Origin of the sequence: Paracoccus endophyticus (assembly GCF_003286075.1) — a bacterium.
Taxonomy (GTDB): Bacteria; Pseudomonadota; Alphaproteobacteria; order Rhodobacterales; family Rhodobacteraceae; genus Paracoccus; species Paracoccus endophyticus.
The window spans coordinates 638,402-655,662 of the sequence record NZ_QLUV01000001.1; the positions used below are offsets into that span (position 1 = coordinate 638,402).

The 17,261-nt window shown below is 71.2% G+C and carries 12 protein-coding genes; 7 read left to right on the forward strand and 5 right to left on the reverse strand.

What is annotated here, in order from left to right; all coding sequences use genetic code 11:
* Positions 1-36: 36 nt before the first annotated feature.
* Positions 37-3,171, forward strand: coding sequence for an efflux RND transporter permease subunit (locus DPQ23_RS03065; protein ID WP_112873164.1), 3,135 nt, complete (start codon positions 37-39; stop codon positions 3,169-3,171).
* 27 nt (positions 3,172-3,198) lie between these two features.
* On the opposite strand, the gene DPQ23_RS03070 is transcribed toward DPQ23_RS03065, so the two are convergent.
* From DPQ23_RS03070 to bioB, 5 genes are all read right to left on the reverse strand, one after another.
* Positions 3,199-4,647 carry a TrkH family potassium uptake protein gene (locus DPQ23_RS03070; RefSeq protein WP_112873165.1) on the reverse strand — a complete coding sequence of 483 codons (1,449 nt, stop codon included), beginning with the start codon at positions 4,645-4,647 and terminating at the stop codon, positions 3,199-3,201.
* A gap of 102 nt (positions 4,648-4,749) precedes the next feature.
* On the reverse strand, positions 4,750-6,051 hold the full coding sequence (locus tag DPQ23_RS03075; RefSeq protein WP_205961403.1) for an adenosylmethionine--8-amino-7-oxononanoate transaminase: 1,302 nt from the start codon (positions 6,049-6,051) through the stop codon (positions 4,750-4,752).
* A complete protein-coding gene (bioD, locus tag DPQ23_RS15700) occupies positions 6,048-6,686 on the reverse strand; it encodes a dethiobiotin synthase (RefSeq protein ID WP_205961404.1) in 639 nt (212 codons plus the stop codon). Before bioD ends, DPQ23_RS03075 begins: the two co-directional genes overlap by 4 nt.
* The gene (locus DPQ23_RS03080) at positions 6,671-7,834 is read right to left on the reverse strand and encodes an 8-amino-7-oxononanoate synthase (protein WP_112873167.1); all 1,164 of its coding nucleotides are present in this window, start codon (positions 7,832-7,834) and stop codon (positions 6,671-6,673) included. The genes bioD and DPQ23_RS03080 overlap by 16 nt, the downstream gene beginning before the upstream one ends.
* Before the next feature lie 11 nt (positions 7,835-7,845).
* Complete coding sequence (bioB, locus tag DPQ23_RS03085) at positions 7,846-8,892, reverse strand: biotin synthase BioB (RefSeq protein ID WP_112873168.1); 1,047 nt, start codon at positions 8,890-8,892, stop codon at positions 7,846-7,848.
* Between the two features lie 193 nt (positions 8,893-9,085).
* Between bioB and DPQ23_RS03090 the strand changes: the two genes are divergently transcribed.
* The 6 genes from DPQ23_RS03090 (at position 9,086) to gyrB (ending at position 17,116) form a co-directional block, all read left to right on the forward strand.
* A complete protein-coding gene (locus tag DPQ23_RS03090) occupies positions 9,086-10,075 on the forward strand; it encodes a BMP family lipoprotein (protein WP_162630610.1) in 990 nt (329 codons plus the stop codon).
* A 28-nt stretch (positions 10,076-10,103) separates the two neighbouring features.
* Positions 10,104-11,681 carry an ABC transporter ATP-binding protein gene (locus DPQ23_RS03095; RefSeq protein WP_112873335.1) on the forward strand — a complete coding sequence of 526 codons (1,578 nt, stop codon included), beginning with the start codon at positions 10,104-10,106 and terminating at the stop codon, positions 11,679-11,681.
* Complete coding sequence (locus DPQ23_RS03100; RefSeq protein WP_112873169.1) at positions 11,678-12,766, forward strand: ABC transporter permease; 1,089 nt, start codon at positions 11,678-11,680, stop codon at positions 12,764-12,766. Before DPQ23_RS03095 ends, DPQ23_RS03100 begins: the two co-directional genes overlap by 4 nt.
* Positions 12,766-13,731: an ABC transporter permease gene (locus DPQ23_RS03105; protein WP_112873170.1), complete on the forward strand. Its 966-nt coding sequence runs from the start codon at positions 12,766-12,768 to the stop codon at positions 13,729-13,731. Before DPQ23_RS03100 ends, DPQ23_RS03105 begins: the two co-directional genes overlap by 1 nt.
* Positions 13,715-14,512, forward strand: a complete 798-nt coding sequence (locus DPQ23_RS03110; RefSeq protein ID WP_112873171.1) for a purine-nucleoside phosphorylase — start codon at positions 13,715-13,717, stop codon at positions 14,510-14,512. The genes DPQ23_RS03105 and DPQ23_RS03110 overlap by 17 nt, the downstream gene beginning before the upstream one ends.
* Positions 14,513-14,677: 165 nt before the next feature.
* Positions 14,678-17,116: a DNA topoisomerase (ATP-hydrolyzing) subunit B gene (gyrB, locus tag DPQ23_RS03115; protein ID WP_112873172.1), complete on the forward strand. Its 2,439-nt coding sequence runs from the start codon at positions 14,678-14,680 to the stop codon at positions 17,114-17,116.
* The last annotated feature ends 145 nt before the right edge of the window (positions 17,117-17,261 follow it).

Sequence of the window (17,261 nt, forward strand, 5' to 3'; positions counted from 1 at the left end):
ACGGGCCGCGGCCCGCCCCCCGACAGGACGGCCAGGATGAGACGCAGCGCCTTCAACCTGTCGGACTGGGCACTGCGCCACAGGTCGTTCGTCTGGTTCCTGCTGGTGGTCTCGATGGTCGCGGGGATCATGGCCTATCGCAACCTCGGCCGCGAGGAGGACCCCGACTTCACCATCAAGGTGATGGTCGTCACCGCCGCGATGCCCGGCGCCACGATCGAGGAGACGCTGGACCAGGTCACGGACCGCATCGAGACCAAGCTGGAGGAGCTGGACGAGCTGAAGTTCACCCGCTCGGTCACGCTGCCCGGACAGGCCGTCGTCTATGTCGAGCTGCTGGAGACGGTGCGCGGCCCCGCCGTGGCCGAGACGTGGAAGCGCGTCCGGTCCATGATGTCCGACATCCGCCCCGAGTTCCCGCAGGAGTTCGCGGGCTTTCAGTTCAACGACAGCTTCGGCGACGTGTTCGGCAACATCTATGCCTTCACCGCCGACGGATTCACCCAGCGCGAGCTGCGCGACCGGGTCGAGGCCATCCGCAAGCAGATCCAGGGGCTGCCCCAGGCCGGAAAGACCAGCCTGCTGGGCGTGCGCGAGGAGCAGATCTACCTCGAGTTCTCGTCCGCGCGGCTGGCCGCGCTGGGGGTCCAGCAGTACGAGGTGATCCAGACGCTGGCGGCCCAGAACGCCATCGCGCAGTCGGGGATCGTCCAGGCGGGGCCGGAACAGGTTCTGGTCCGCGTGGACGGCCAGTTCGACGACGCCGCCGCCATCGCCGCCGTCAACCTGCGGATCGGCGACCGCTTCTTCAACCTCGGCGACGTCGCCACCGTGCGCCGCGGCTATGCCGACCCGCCCGCGTCGCTGTTTCGCTACAACGGGCGCGAGGCCATCGGGCTGGAGGTGGCGATGCGCCAGGGCGAGAACATCCAGACCTATGGCGCGGCGCTGGACGCGATGATGGCCCGCATCGCGGCCGACCTGCCGGTGGGCATCGAGATGCACAAGTTCGCCGACCAGCCGCAGGTGGTCGAGGATGCGGTGGGCCATTTCATCACCGCGCTGGCCGAGGCGGTGGGCATCGTGCTGCTGGTCAGCTTCGTCAGCCTGGGCATGCGGGCGGGGTTCGTCGTCACGCTGACCATCCCGCTGGTGCTGGCGATCACCTTCGTCGTGCTGGACTACTGGGGCATCACGCTGCAGCGCATCTCGCTGGGCGCGCTGATCATCGCGCTGGGGCTGCTGGTCGACGACGCGATGATCGCCATCGAGACGATGATCTCGCGGCTGGAGATCGGCGAGAGCCTGACCGAGGCCGCCAGCTATGCCTGGACCTCGATCGCGTTTCCGATGCTGACGGGCACGCTGGTCACCGTGGCGGGGTTCATCCCGATCGGGCTGAACAGCTCGGCCGCGGGCGAGTTCACCTTTTCGCTGTTTGTCGTCATCGCCGTGTCGCTGGTGGTCAGCTGGATCGTGGCGGTGCTGTTCGCGCCCCTTCTGGGGGTGACGTTCCTGCCCAGCCGGATGACGCACCACGCCGACCGCCCCGGCCCGCTGCGCCGGGGCTTTCGCGCGCTGCTGCGGGCTGCGATGCGGATGCGGTGGCTGACGGTGGCGGCGACGCTGGCGATCTTCGGCGCATCGGTCTGGGCGATGCAGTTCGTGGAACAGCAGTTCTTCCCGACCTCGGACCGGACCGAGGTGGTGATCGACGTGACGGAACGCCACAATGCCTCGATCGCGCGCACCGATGCCTCGATCGCGCAGCTGGACGCCTTCCTGGCCCGGCAGCCCGAGGCGCTGTTCTGGACCAGCTACGTGGGCCGCGGCTCGCCGCGCTTCGTGCTGGCGATGGACGTGCCGACGCCCGGCCCCTTCATGGGCCAGCTTGTGATCCAGACCCCGGACCTGGCCGCCCGCGACGCGCTGAAGGCGCGGCTGTCGGCCTTTGCCCGCGCCGAGATGGTGGGCACCGATGTCTATGTGAAGAACCTGGAAATCGGCCCGCCGGTTGGCAAGCCCGTCCAGTACAGGGTCAGCGCCCCCGACATCGCCGCCGCCCGCGACGCCGCGCGCGGGCTGGCCGCCGTGATCGCCGCGGAACCCCGGCTGCGGGACGTGTCGCTGGACTGGAACGAACCCGCGCGGGTCGTCCGCGTCGCCGTCGATCAGGACCGCGCGCGCCGGCTGGGCCTGTCGAACCAGGACGTCGCGGGCGCGCTGGCGGCGCTGTTCTCGGGCCGCACGGTGACGCAGCTGCGCGACGGCATCTTCCTGATCGACGTCGTCGCGCGCGGCGAGGCCGAGGACCGAAAGTCGCTGGAATCGATCCAGACGCTGGAAATCGCCATGCCCAGCGGTACGCCGATTCCGCTCGCCGCGCTGGCCTCGCTGTCCTACGACACCGAGCAGCCGCTGATCGCCCAGCGCGACGGGCTGCCCACGGTCAGCGTCAAGGCCGCGATCGCCACCGCCGACCAGCCCGCGACGCTGGTCGCCGCGCTGGCGCCCCGCGTGGACGCCTTCGCAGCCACGCTGCCGCCCGACGTGCGGGTGGTGATCGGCGGCACGGTCGAAAGCTCGGGGCAGAGCCAGGCCCCGATCGCGGCGGTGGTGCCGCTGATGCTGCTGACCATGGCCGTGCTGGTGATGGCGCAGATGCAAAGCCTGCGGCTGTCGCTGATCGTCCTTGCCGCGGCGCCGCTGGGCCTGATCGGCGTGGTGGCGGCGCTGGTGCCCTTCGGCGTGCCGATGGGGTTCGTGGCGATCCTGGGCATCCTGGCGCTGGTCGGCATCCTGATCCGCAACTCGATCATCCTGGTGCACGAGATCGAGGTGCTGCGCGACCGGGGCCGCAGCGCCTGGGCGGCCGTCTTCGAGGCATCCGACAGCCGCGCGCGCCCGATCCTGCTGACCGCCGCGGCGGCAAGCCTCGCCCTGATCCCGATCTCGCGCCAGGTGTTCTGGGGGCCGATGGCGTTCGCGATGATGGGGGGCATCATCGCCGGCACGCTGATCACGCTGGTGTTCGTGCCGGCGCTGTACTGCGTCGTGTTCGGCGTCCGTCCTCCGGCGGCGGGCCCGGTGGTGGACCCGGCGGCGGCCCCCGTCCCGGGTCCCACGCCCGCTGCACCCGCCCCCGCCCCCGCCCCCGCAGCGTCTGCCTGACGGCGCGGGCAGCGGGGGCGGGCGGCCCTATTGCCGCCAGAACCGCGGCATCAGCACCACCAGCACCGTGATCAGCTCAAGCCGCCCCAGGTACATGCCCACGATCATCAGCCACTTGGCGGTGGTCGGAAAGTTGGCGACGCTGCCGTTGCCCGTCACCTCGGGTCCCCAGGCGGGCCCGACGTTGGCGATCGCGGTCCAGGCGGCGGTCAGGGCCGTGCGCGGATGCAGCCCGGTCAGCGCCAGCGCCACGATCAGCAGGCCGAAGGTCAGGATGAACAGCGTGAACATCGCCATGACGGAATGCACGACGTCGGCGTCCAGACGCCGGCCCTGCAGCCTGAGCGGCCGGACCCGGTGGGGCGACTGCATCGCCGCCAGCTGGCCGCGCACCGCCTCGAACAGGACCTGATAGCGAAAGACCTTGATTGAGCAGACCGTCGATCCGCTGCACCCGCCGATCAGCCCCGCCGCGATCAGCAGCACGAACGGCAGGTGGCCCCATTGCGTCACGTCCACCGACGCATAACCGGTGCCCGAGATGATCGTGGTGACGTTGAACAGCACCTCGGTTCCCAGCCGCGTGCTGGCCGGCGCGCCCAGCCACAGGACCTGATAGGCGACGATGGTGGCGACCAGCGTCGCGATGATCGCCAGATAGGCGCGGATCTGGCTGTCGCGCCACATCGGGCTCAGGTCGCCGTGCATCGCCTGGACCATGCGCACGAACGGGATCGAGGCGAGGATCGTGAACACCGAGGCCGCGATCTCGGGCGCGCCCAGGAACTTGCCGAAGCTGGCGTCATAGTTCGAGAAGCCGCCCGTGGAACAGGTCGTCAGCGCGTGCATGATGGCGTCGAACCCGCTCAGGCCCAGCGCGGCATAGGTGAGGGCGCAGGCCAGGGTCAGTCCCACATAGATCTCGGTCAGTTGCAGGGCGATGCTGCCCGCGCGGGGCATGACCTTGCCCAGCGTGTCGAACCCCTCGGAGCGGAAGAACTGCATGCCGCCCACGCGCATGACCGGCAGGAAGACCATCGCGACGACGACGATCCCCAGCCCGCCCGACCATTGCAGCAGCCCGCGCCACAGATGCGTGCCGCGCGGCAGGTCGTCCAGGCGCGGGAACGCCGTGGCGCCGGTCGTGGACATGCCCGACATCGATTCGAACATCGCGTCGGTCAGGCTGGCCGCGGGCGCGCCCAGCATGAAGGGCAGCGCGCCCAGCACCGGCAGCACGATCCACAGGCCCGAGGTCAGCAGGAACGCCTGTTCCAGCGTCAGCGTGCCGGACCGCGAGGGCGTGGCCAGCGCGGTCATCGTGCCGCCCAGGATCGTGACCGTGCCCGCCGCCAGGAACGCCCGCCAGTTGGGATCGCCGCGCAGAAGGTCGGCCGCCATCGGCAGCATCATCAGCCCGCCCATTGCGACGGCCAGTCTGGAAATGGCGTGGATCACCGGGCGGACGTCGATCATGCCGCCTGCCTGCCCGCCCGCCGCGCGCCGGTCAAGCAGGGTCGCGCGCCGTCCCTGCCGGATGGGTGCCCCGGTCCGCGTCAGTCTGCGTCAGTCTCCGCGTCAGTCCGCGAACGAGGCGACCGCCCCCCAGACCGCGTCCAGGTCCGCGGCGGTCACGCAATAGGGCGGCAGGACATAGACCGTGTTGCCAAGCGGCCGCAGCAGCACGCCCCGGTCCAGCGCGTGGGCGCGCAGGCGCGGCCCCACCGCCGCCATGTAGCCCTCGGAGTCCGAACGCAGGTCGATGGCCGCGATGGTGCCGGTGCGGCGCGGGTTGGCAAAGCGGGGATCGCGGGCCAGTTCGTCCAGCCGGTCGCCCTGCATCGCGCCCACCGCGTCCAGCCGCGCCTGCATCCCGCCCTCGGCCCAGATGCGGGCATTCGCCAGCCCCGCCGCGCAGGCCAGCGGGTTGGCGGTGTAGCTGGACGAATGGAAGAACGTCTTGGCCCGGTCCTCGGACCAGTGGGCGTGAAACACCGCCTCGGTCGCGAGCGTCGCGGCCAGGGGGATCGCGCCGCCGGTCAGGCCCTTGGACGTGCACAGGATGTCGGGGGCGACCCCGGCGTGGTCGCAGGCCCACAGCCGGCCGGTGCGGCCCCAGCCGGTCATCACCTCGTCGGCGATCATCAGAACCCCGTGGCGGTCGCAGATCGCGCGCAGCCCGGCCAGCACCTCGGGCGGATACATCAGCATCCCGCCCGCGCCCAGCACCAGCGGCTCGGCGATCACCGCGGCCATCTCGCCCGTCGCGGCCAGCGTCTCGAAGATCGCCAGCGTCCCCGCGCCGTCGCCGCGCGGAAAGGGCAGGCGATCGACGGAAAACATCAGCGGCTCGTAGCTGGCGTTGAAGACGCCGCGCTCGCCCACGCTCATCGTGCCGATGGTGTCGCCGTGATAGCCGTGCTCGATCACGGCGATGCGGTGGCGGGGGCGGTCGGTGTTGCGCCAGAACCCCAGCGCCATCTTCAGCGCGACCTCGACGCTGGTCGAGCCGCTGTCGGAATAGAACACCCGCGTCAGGCCGGGCGGGGCCAGGCCGACCAGCGCGTTCGCCAGATCCTCGGCCGGGGCATGGGTCAGCCCGGCGAAGATCACCTGGTCCAGATGCTCGGCCGTGTCGCGGATCGCGTCCATGATGGGGGGGTGGCGGTGGCCGTGGGTGATGACCCACCAGCTGGACACCGCGTCGATCAGCACGCCGCGGTCGGTGGTCAGGTGGACGCCCGCCGCATGGGTGACGACCGGCGGCGGCGGTTCGGTCGCGTGCTGGGTGAACGGCCGCCAGACCGCGCTGTCGGTGCGGCGGGGGGCGTGGTTGCGATCGGCATGGGGCCGGTCGGCGTGACGGGCGGGGACGGTCATGCGAAATCCTTGCGGTCGAAGCCCGCCTGCATCGCGGCGGCCAGGCTGGCGGGGGTCAGCGGGTCCAGGCGGGGCAGCCGACCCAGCGCCCGCACCCCGCCCAGCGCGGCGATGGTGGCGATGTTGTCGGGGTTGTCGTCGCCCACGAAGGCCACGCCGTGAACCCGCACCCCGCGCCGGTCCAGCGATTCCAGCGCCGTCAGCGTGTGGCTGATGGTGCCCAGCCCCGTCGTGGCGACCACGATCACCGGCAGGCCCCAGCGGGCGAACAGGTCCGCCGACAGCAGCTGCCGGGTGATCGGGACCAGCACGCCGCCGGCCCCCTCGATCACCAGCGGGTCGCCGTCGGGGGGCGTCAGCGCGGGGATGGCGACGCCGGCCAGTTCGGCGGCGCGGTGCGGCGACAGCGGCGCAGGCAGGACCACGGCCTCGGGGTGGATGCGCGCGCCCGTCATGCGGTGGACGAACGCCGCATCGCTGCCGGGCGCGGGGGCGTCGGGCGCGCCTGCGGGCCGGGGCGTCACGCCGGTCTGCACGGGCTTCCAGTAGCTGGCCCCGATCAGGCCGACCAGCCCGGCGGCGAACACCGTCTTGCCGATGTCGGTCCCCGTGCCCGTGATTACAAAGCGGGCCATGCATCCTCCAGCACCTCGGCCAGCCGGGTCACGTCGGCCGCCGAGGCGTTCAGCGTCAGGGACACGCGCAGCCGCGCGGTACCGGGCGGCACCGTGGGCGGGCGGATGCCGCGCACATCGAACCCGGCCGCCTGCACGCGCCCCGCCAGCGCCATGGCGTCCGCGTCCGCGCCCACGATCAGCGGCACGATCTGGCTGCCCGACATCGGCAGATGGGGCAGGCGGGTGGCCATCTCGCGCCCGAACAGCGCCACCAGGTCGTGCAGGCGCTGCCGCCGGTCCGGCTCGTCCCGCAGGATGTCCAGCGCCTCGGCCCCGGCCGCCGCCATCAGGGGCGAAGGGGCTGTGGCGAAGATGAAGGGCCGGGCGCGGTTCACAAGGAACGCGCGCAGCACGCGCGGCAGGCACAGCAGCGCGCCCGATCCGCCCAGCGCCTTGCCCAGCGTGTGCAGGGTAATCACGCATTCCCGCCCCTCCAGCGCGTGGCCGAGGCCGCGCCCCCCGGGACCCCAGACGCCCGTGGCGTGCGCCTCGTCCACGATCAGGAACCCCTCGCGCTCGGCCAGCGCGGCCAGATCGTCCAAGGGGGCGCGGTCGCCGTCCATGCTGTAGAGGCTTTCGACCGCGATCCACGCCGCGCCGCGCCCGCCGCCGCGCCGCCAGTCGGCGATCACGTCGGCGGCGTGGCCGGCGTCGTTGTGGCGGAACTCGGCCACCGCGGCGCGGGTCAGCCGCGCCCCTTCGCGGGTGGACGCGTGGCTGAGCGCGTCCATCACCAGCAGGTCGCCCCGCTGCGGCAGCGTCGAGATCAGCGCGACGTTCGCCGGATAGCCGCCGGTGAAGCCCAGCGCGGATTCGGCGCCGAAAAAGGCCGCGGCCTTGGCCTCGAACGCCTCGTGCCAGTCGGTGTTGCCGCGCAGCAGGCGCGATCCCGCCGCCCCCACCGGCACGCCCGCGTCCAGCGCCGCGCGCACGGCGTCGCGCAGGCGCGGCGCGCCGGCCAAGCCCAGATAGTCGTTCGAGGCGAAGTCCACGCCCGCGCGCGGGATCAGCCGCCGCTGGCGCGAGGCCGCCGCCAGCCCGTCCAGGTCGGCGCGAAAGACCGCCAGGCGGTCGGGGGCCGTCCCGCTCTCCGCAGGCCCTTTCATCGCAGGCCCGCTCACCGCAGGATCGGCACCGGCATGGCGGCCCGGTCGGGCGCCGAAGGCAAGGGGGCTGCGTCCTGCGGCGCGTGTTCATGCGCGACCATCGGCGACATCCCCAGCCGGGACAGCAGGCGCATGTCGCGGTCCTCGTCGGGGTTGCCCGCGGTCAGCAGCGTGTCGCCGACAAAGATCGAGTTCGCGCCCGCGAAGAAGCACAGCGCCTGCATCTCGTCCGACATCCCGGTGCGGCCGGCGGACAGGCGGACATGGCTTTGGGGCATCATGATGCGCGCCAGCGCGATGGTGCGGACGAAGTCGATGGGATCGACGGCCTCGGCATCCTGCATCGGGGTGCCGGGGATCGCGATCAGCATGTTGATGGGCACGCTGTCGGGCGGCTCGGGCAGGTTGGCCAGCGTCACCAGCATGTCCACGCGGTCCTGCTGCCCCTCGCCCAGGCCCAGGATGCCGCCCGAGCAGACCTTGATGCCGCTGTCGCGCACCACGGCCAGCGTGTCCAGCCGGTCGGCAAAGCTGCGGGTGGTGATGACGTTGGGATAGTGGCGCTCGGACGTGTCGATGTTGTGGTTGTAGTAGTCCAGCCCCGCGTCCCGGAGCCGCCGCGCCTGGCCCGCGTCCAGCATCCCCAGCGTCATGCAGGTTTCCATGCCCAGCGCCTTGACGCCCTCGACCATGGCGACGACCTGGTCCATGTCGCGGTCCTTGGGGCTGCGCCAGGCGGCGCCCATGCAATAGCGGGTGGCCCCGGCGTCGCGGGCGCGGCGGGCCTCGGCGATCACCCGCTCGACCTCGACCAGCTTCGAGGCGGACAGGCCCGATCCGTGCCGCGCCGACTGGCTGCAATAGCCGCAATCCTCGGGGCAGCCGCCGGTCTTGATCGACAGCAGACGGCTCAGCTGGACGCGGTTGGGGTCGAAGTGCTGGCGATGCACGGTCTGGGCGCGAAACAGCAGCTCCATGAACGGCAGGTCCAGAATGGCGCGGGCCTCGGCCCCGGTCCAGTGCGTGCGGTCGGCTGCGGCGGCGGCGGGACGGGACATGGCACCTCTCTCGACGGTTTTGCAGGCCGCGGTTAGCAGCTTTGCCTGCGCCTGTCCAATAGGCGCGCGGGGTGTTCGCGGCGGGCACGGGGTCCGCCGTGTCGGGCGCGGCAAAGATCATTGACGGCCGCCGGGGCAGCACCTCTAATCGGCGGCGATCCGGGGTCCGCCCCCTGCAAGATAGGTGCCACCGATGACCCTGATGACCCGCCTGGCCTGCTGCGCCGCGGCGCTGGCCCTGTCGGCCGCCGCCGCGAGCGCCGAACCGGCCCTGATCTTTGACCTGGGGGGCAAGTTCGACAAGTCCTTCAACGAGGCGGCCTATGCCGGCGCCGAGCGCTGGAAGGCCGAGACGGGCGGCACCTACAAGGAGCTGGAGATGCAGTCCGAGGCCCAGCGCGAGCAGGCGCTGCGCCGGCTGGCGCAAGCCGGCGCGGACCCGATCGTGATGACCGGGTTTGCCTTTGGCGACGTGCTGAACAAGGTCGCACCCGACTATCCCGACAACCGCTTCGTCATCATCGACATGGTGGTGGACCAGCCCAACGTGCAGTCGATCGTCTTCACCGAGGAACAGGGCAGCTATCTGGCCGGCATCGCCGCCGCCAAGGCGTCCAAGACCGGCACGGTCGGCTTCATCGGCGGCATGGACATCCCGCTGATCCACAAGTTCCAGTGCGGCTATGCCCAGGGCTTCAAGGCGGCGCGGCCGGACGGAAAGGTCCTCGTCAACTATACCGGCACCACCCCGGCCGCCTGGAACGACCCGGTCAAGGGCGGAGAGCTGGCCCGCGCCCAGAAATCGCAGGGCGCGGACGTGATCTATGCCGCGGCGGGCGGCACCGGCATCGGCGTGCTGCAGGCGGCGGCGGACGAAGGCATCCTGTCCATCGGCGTCGATTCGAACCAGAACCACCTGCATCCGGGCAAGGTGCTGACCTCGGTGGTCAAGCGCGTGGACAATTCCGTCTACGACGCCTTCAGCAACCCCGAGGCGATCACCGGGGGCGTCAAGGTCATGGACCTGAAATCCGACGGCGTGACGCTGGCCATGGACGAGCACAACAAGGCGCTGATGACCGAGGACATGGTCAAGGCCATCGACGAGGCCCGCGCCGCCATCGTGGCCGGCACCCTGACGGTGCACGACTACATGACCGACAACGCCTGCCCGGTGGAATGAGCAGGGCTGCGGGCGGGCGATCGTGGGCCTGACGGCCGCCACCGGCGATGCGGCGCGACCGGCCACGGCCGCGCCGCCCGCCATCGAGCTGCGGGGCATCAGCAAGGCGTTCGGCCCCGTGCAGGCCAACCGCGACATCGCGCTGGCGGTGCGGCGCGGCACGATCCACGGCATCGTGGGCGAGAACGGCGCGGGGAAATCCACGCTGATGTCGATCCTTTACGGGTTCTACCGGCCCGACGCGGGGCAGATCCTGATCGACGGGCGCGAGGTGGCGATCCGCGACAGCCAGGCCGCGATCCGGGCGGGCATCGGCATGGTGTTCCAGCACTTCAAGCTGGTGCCGAACTTCACCGTGCTGGAGAACGTGATCCTGGGGGCCGAGGATGGGGCGCTGCTGGCCCCTTCGCTGGGCCGCGCGCGGCGCGAACTGCGGCAGCTGGCGGCGGACTATCAGCTCGAGGTCGATCCCGACGCCGTGGTCGAGGACCTGTCCGTCGGCCACCAGCAGCGGGTCGAGATCCTCAAGGCGCTGTATCGGCGCGCCGACATCCTGATCCTGGACGAGCCGACCGGCGTGCTGACCCCGCCCGAGGCCGACCATCTGTTCCGCATCCTGCGCGGCCTGCGCGACCAGGGCGCGACCGTGATCCTGATCACCCACAAGCTGCGCGAGATCATGCAGATCACCGACGCCGTCAGCGTGATGCGGCGGGGCGAGATGGTGGCGACCGTGCCGACCGCCGACACCACCCCCGAGGCGCTGGCCGAGCTGATGGTCGGGCGCAAGGTGCTGCTGCGGGTGGACAAGGCCCCCGCCGCCCCCGGCGCGCCCGTGATGGAGCTGGCGGGCCTGCGGATGGTGGACGCGGACGGCGTCGAGCGGCTGCGCGGCATCGACCTGACCGTGCGCGCGGGCGAGATCCTGGGCATCGCGGGCGTCAGCGGCAACGGGCAGAGCCAGCTTCTGCAGATCCTGGGCGGCTATCCCGAACCCGGCGCGCAGGTCACGGGGCGGGCGACGCTGAAGGGCGCGGCGCTGCCGCTGGCGGGCGCGGATGCGCGCCAGCGCCGCCGGGTGGGCATCGGCAACATCCCCGAGGACCGGCAGGCCGAGGGGCTGGTGATGGATTTCGCCGCGTGGGAGAACATGGTCTTCGGCCATCACCGCGACCCCGAATACCAGGCGGGCGCGATGATGGACAACGACGCGATCCGCCAGCGCACCGCGCGGCTGATGCAGCGCTTCGACGTGCGCCCGCCGCTGTCGGACCTTGCCGCCAGGAATTTTTCGGGCGGCAACCAGCAGAAGATCGTCTGCGCGCGCGAGATCGAGGAAGGCCCCGCCCTGCTGCTGGTCGGCCAGCCGACCCGCGGCGTGGACATCGGCGCGATCGAGTTCATCCACCGCCGCCTGGTCGAGATGCGCGACGCGGGCGCCGCGATCCTGCTGGTGTCGGTCGAGCTGGACGAGATCCTGGCCCTGTCCGATCGCATCGCCGTCATGTTCGACGGCCGCATCATGGGCGAGCGGCTGCCCGGCGCCACGACGGCGGGCGAGCTGGGGCTGATGATGGCCGGCGTCGGCGAAGGGCGCGCGCGATGACCCGCCTGCCGCGCTGGGCCGATCTGGTGCTGACCCCGCTGATCTCTCTGGTGCTGGCGTTCGGCCTGTCGGCGCTGGTGATCCTGGCCATCGGGGAAAGCCCGTGGCTGGCGTTGAAGACCATGGTCACGGGGGCGCTGGGGTCGTCCTATGGCTGGGGCTACACGCTGTATTACGCCACCAACTTCGTCTTCACCGGGCTGGCGGTGGCGGTCGCCTATCACGCCGGGCTGTTCAACATCGGGGGCGAGGGGCAGGCCGCGATGGGGGGCCTGGGGGTCGCGCTGGTGTGCCTGGCGCTGCCCTGGCCGCACTGGGCGCTGGCGCTGCCCGCCGCGATGCTGGGGGGCGCGGCCTTTGGCGCGCTGTGGGCGCTGATCCCCGCCTGGCTGCAGGCGAAACGCGGCAGCCACATCGTCATCACCACGATCATGTTCAACTTCATCGCCGCGGCGGCGCTGAACTATCTGCTGGCCAACGTCCTGCGCCCGACCGGCAGCATGGACCCCGCGACCGCGCGGTTCCCCGAGGGAACGGCGCTGCCGCGCCTGACCGACATGGCCGCCGCGCTGGGCCTGGACTGGGGCAAGGCCACGCCCGCGAACGTGTCGTTCCTGGTGGCGCTGGCGGCCTGCGGGCTGGTGTGGCTGCTGATCTGGCGCACGCGGCTGGGCTATGAGATCCGCGCCTTCGGCAAGTCGGAACGCGCGGCCCGCTATGCCGGCATCTCGCCCGCGCGCATCACCGTGGTCGCCATGCTGATCTCGGGCGGGCTGGCGGGGCTGATGGCGATCAACAATGTCATGGGCGAGGCGGGGCGGCTGGTGCTGAACAGCGTCGAGGGCGCGGGCTTCATCGGCATCGCCGTCGCGCTGATGGGGCGCAACCATCCGCTGGGCATCCTGCTGGCGGCGCTGCTGTTCGGGTTCCTCTATCAGGGCGGGGGCGAGCTGGCGCTGTTCACCCAGATCCCGCGCGAGCTGATCGTCGTGATCCAGGCGCTGGTGATCCTGTTCACCGGGGCGCTGGACAACATGGTGCGGATGCTGATCGCGCCGCTGTTCGCCCGGCGGGGGGGCGCGTGATGGATCTGGCGACGCTCCTCCAGATCCTCGACAGCGCGACGCGGCTGATGGCGCCCCTGCTGCTGGCCTGCCTGGCCGGGCTGTGGTCGGAACGCGCGGGCGTGTTCGACATCGGGCTTGAGGGCAAGATGCTGATCGCGGCCTTTGCCGCCGCCGCCGTCGCGGCGGTGACGGGCAGCGTCTGGGCGGGACTGGCCGCCGGGATCGGGGCCTCGCTGGCGCTGGCCTGCGTGCACGCGCTGGCCGCGATCACGTTCCGCGGCAATCAGCTGATTTCCGGCGTGGCGATCAACTTCCTTGCGTCCGGGCTGACGGTCCTGCTGGGGCAAAGCTGGTTCGGGCTGGGCGGGCGCACGCCCTCGCTGGAGGGGGCGGCGCGGTTCGCGCCCGTGACCCTGCCGGGGGCCGAGGCGCTCCGCGGCGTGCCGGTGATCGGCCCGCTCTATGCCGAGGTGCTGTCGGGCCACACGCCGCTGGTCTATCTGGCGCTGGCGCTGGTGCCGGCGACCGGCTGGGTGCTGTATCGCACCCGCTTTGGCCTGCGCCTGCGCGCGGTGGGGGAAAACCCCGCCTCGGTCGATACCGCGGGCGTGTCGGTCGTGCGGCTGCGCTGGGCGGCGGTGCTGATCGCGGGCGTGCTGTGCGGTGTGGCCGGGGCCTATCTGGCGACCGGGCTGTCGGCGGGGTTCGTCAAGGAAATGACGGCCGGGCGGGGCTATATCGCGCTGGCGGCGCTGATCTTTGCCAACTGGCGGCCCTGGCGGGCGCTGGGCGCCACCTTCCTGTTCGGCCTGATGGAGGCGGTGGCCAACCGCTTTCCCAGCCTGGAGCTGGGACCGATCACCGTGCCCTCGATGGTCATGACGGCGCTGCCCTATATCCTGACGGTCATCATCCTGGCGGGCTTCATCGGCCGCGCCACACCCCCCCGCGCCGGAGGCGAACCCTATGTCAAGGAGCGCTGAACTTGCCCGCCTGATCCGCGACCGCGCGGGGGCGGCGCCCCCGGACTGCGCGCTGGTCCTGGGGTCCGGGCTGGGCCATCTGGGGTCCATGGTGCGGGGCGTGGCGATCCCCTATGCCGACCTGGACGGGTTCCCCCACGCGGGCGTGTCGGGCCATGTGCCGCAGCTGTTCATCGGCACGCTGGAAGGGCGGCGCGTCGCGGTCCTGGGCGGGCGGGCGCATTACTATGAAACCGGGCGCGCCGACGCGATGCGCCTGCCGCTGGAGGTCCTGGCGGAACTCGGCTGCGAGCGGCTGGTCCTGACCAACGCCGCCGGATCGCTGCGCGACGATCTGCCGCCCGGATCGCTGATGCTGCTGTCCGACCACATCGCGTTCGCCGGCGCCAACCCCCTGATCGGAGAGGCGACCGACGCCCGGTTCGTCCCCATGACCGACGCCCACGACCCCGCCCTGCGCGCCGCCTTGCGCGAGGCCGCGGCCGCCGAGGGCGTCGATCTGCCCGAGGGCGTCTATTGCTGGTTCTCGGGCCCGTCGTTCGAGACGCCGGCCGAGATCCGCGCCGCGCGCGTTCTGGGCGCGGATGCCGTGGGCATGTCCACGGTGCCCGAGATCATCCTGGCGCGGTTCATGGGCCTGCGCTGCGCGGCGGTGTCGGTCATCACCAACATGGGCGCGGGCCTGTCGGCCGAACGCATCAGCCACGACCACACCAAGGCGATGGCGCCCGTGGGCGCGCGCAAGCTGGAACAGGTGCTGCGCCGGTTCCTGCGCGACTGACGCCGCGCGGCGCGGCCGCCGCCTTTTGCCCGCCGCAGCGTCCGCGGGCTGGCGCAGCGGCGCTGGCAGGTCGCCGCGCCTGCGCGCGTGCCCGTCGTGCGATTGCCGTGACATCCCCGCCCCGCGTGGTTATATCAGGCGGGTCAACCGCAGGATTTTTCACGCATGAGCGCAGCCGCCGCGCCCCAGGCCACCTACGACGCCGATTCCATCAAGGTCCTCAAGGGCCTTGAGGCCGTGCGCAAACGTCCCGGCATGTATATCGGGGACACCGACGACGGCTCGGGCCTGCACCACATGGTCTATGAGGTCGTGGACAACGGCATCGACGAGGCGCTGGGCGGGCACGCCGACTCTGTGCTGGTCAAGATCCACGCCGACAACAGCGTCAGCGTGCGCGACAACGGCCGCGGCATCCCCGTGGACATGCACCCCAGCGAGGGCGTGAGCGCCGCCGAGGTCATCATGACCCAGCTGCATGCCGGCGGAAAGTTCGACCAGAACAGCTACAAGGTGTCGGGCGGGCTGCACGGGGTCGGCGTGTCGGTGGTGAATGCGCTGTCGGACTGGCTGGAGCTGCGGATCTGGCGCAACGGCAAGGAACATTTCGTCCGCTTCGAACACGGCGACACGGTCGAGCACCTGCGCGTCGTGGGCGACGCCAAGCCCGGCGAAAGGGGGACCGAGGTGCGGTTCCTCGCGTCGTCCAGGGTGGACGGGGGAACCGGGACGTTCTCGAACCTCGACTATCAGTTCAAGACGCTCGAGGCGCGGCTGCGCGAGCTGGCGTTCCTCAACAGCGGCGTGCGCATCGTGCTGGAGGACGAGCGCCCCGCCGAGCCGCTGCGCACCGAGCTGCTGTACGAAGGCGGGGTGCGCGAGTTCGTGCGCTATCTGGACCGCAGCAAGCAGGCGGTTCTGGCCGATCCCATCTTCATCCAGGGCGAGCGCAACGGCATCAGCGTCGAGATCGCGATGTGGTGGAACGACAGCTATCACGAAACCGTGCTGCCGTTCACCAACAACATCCCCCAGCGCGACGGCGGCACCCACCTGGCGGGATTCCGCGGCGCGCTGACGCGGGTGATCAACAACTATGCCCAGACGAGCGGCATCGCCAAGAAGGAAAAGGTCGATTTCACCGGCGACGACGCGCGCGAGGGGCTGACCTGCGTGCTGTCGGTCAAGGTGCCCGACCCCAAGTTTTCCAGCCAGACCAAGGACAAGCTGGTCAGCAGCGAGGTGCGCCCCGCGGTCGAGACCCTGGTGAACGAAAAGCTGGCCGAGTGGTTCGAGGAAAACCCCGCCGAAGCCCGGTCCATCACCGGCAAGATCGTCGAGGCCGCCCTGGCGCGCGAGGCCGCGCGCAAGGCGCGCGAGCTGACGCGCCGCAAGACCGCGATGGACGTGGCCAGCCTGCCCGGCAAGCTGGCCGACTGCCAGGAAAAGGACCCCGCGCTGGCCGAGCTGTTCATCGTCGAGGGTGACAGCGCCGGCGGGTCGGCCAAGCAGGGACGGTCGCGCCAGAACCAGGCGGTGCTGCCGCTGCGGGGCAAGATCCTGAACGTGGAACGCGCCCGCTTTGACCGGATGCTGTCGTCGGACATGATCGGCACGCTGATCACCGCGCTGGGCACCGGCATCGGACGCGACGAGTTCAGCCTCAAGAAGCTGCGCTACCACAAGATCGTCATCATGACGGACGCCGACGTGGACGGCGCGCATATCCGCACGCTGCTGCTGACGTTCTTCTTCCGCCAGATGCCGGACCTGATCGATGCCGGGCATCTCTATATCGCGCAGCCCCCGCTTTACAAAGTGGCGCGGGGCCGGTCCGAGGTCTATCTCAAGGACCAGTCGGCGCTGGAGGATTACCTGGTCCAGCAGGGGATCGAGGGCGCGGCGCTGCGCCTGGGATCGGGCGAGGAGATCACCGGCGCGGACCTGGCCCGGGTCGTGGACGAGGCGCGGCTGGCGCGGCGGGTGCTGCGGTCCTATCCGACGCATTACCCGCCCCACATCACCGAGCAGGCCGCCATCGCGGGGGCCATGCGGCCCGGCGCGCTGGACGCCGACGCCGCGGGCGTGGGCGAGGCGGTCGCGGCCCGGCTGGACATGATCGCCGCCGAGTACGAGCGCGGCTGGTCCGCCCGGCCCACGCAGGACGGCGGCGTGCGCCTGTCGCGGCTGCTGCGCGGCGTCGAGGAGACGCGGACCCTGGACGGCCCGATGCTGCGGTCGGGCGAAAGCCGGCGACTGGGCCAGATGTCGGACGCGCTGGCCGAGGTCTATGGCGCGCGCGCCGTGCTGGTCCGCAAGGAGCGCACGGTGCCCATCTCGGGCCCGCTGTCGCTGCTGGACGCCATCTTCGCCGAGGGCGAAAAGGGGCTGAGCCTGCAACGCTACAAGGGCCTGGGCGAGATGAACCCCGAGCAGCTGTGGGAAACCACGCTGGACCCGCAGGCGCGCACCATGCTGCAGGTGCGGATCGAGGACGTGGCCGAGGCCGACGACATCTTCACCAAGCTGATGGGCGACGTGGTCGAGCCGCGGCGCGACTTCATCCAGGCGAACGCGCTGAACGTCGAGAACCTGGACGCCTGAGCCGCCCCGCGGGCTGTGGCATATGGGTCACGGGTCGGCCGCCTGCGGGGCGCCCCAAGCATCCGTTTGGCGGCCCGGGCGTTGCAGGGGAAAGCCCGCGTCGCTATGTTTGCCGCTGACAAGGCGATGACCGGGTGCAACCCGG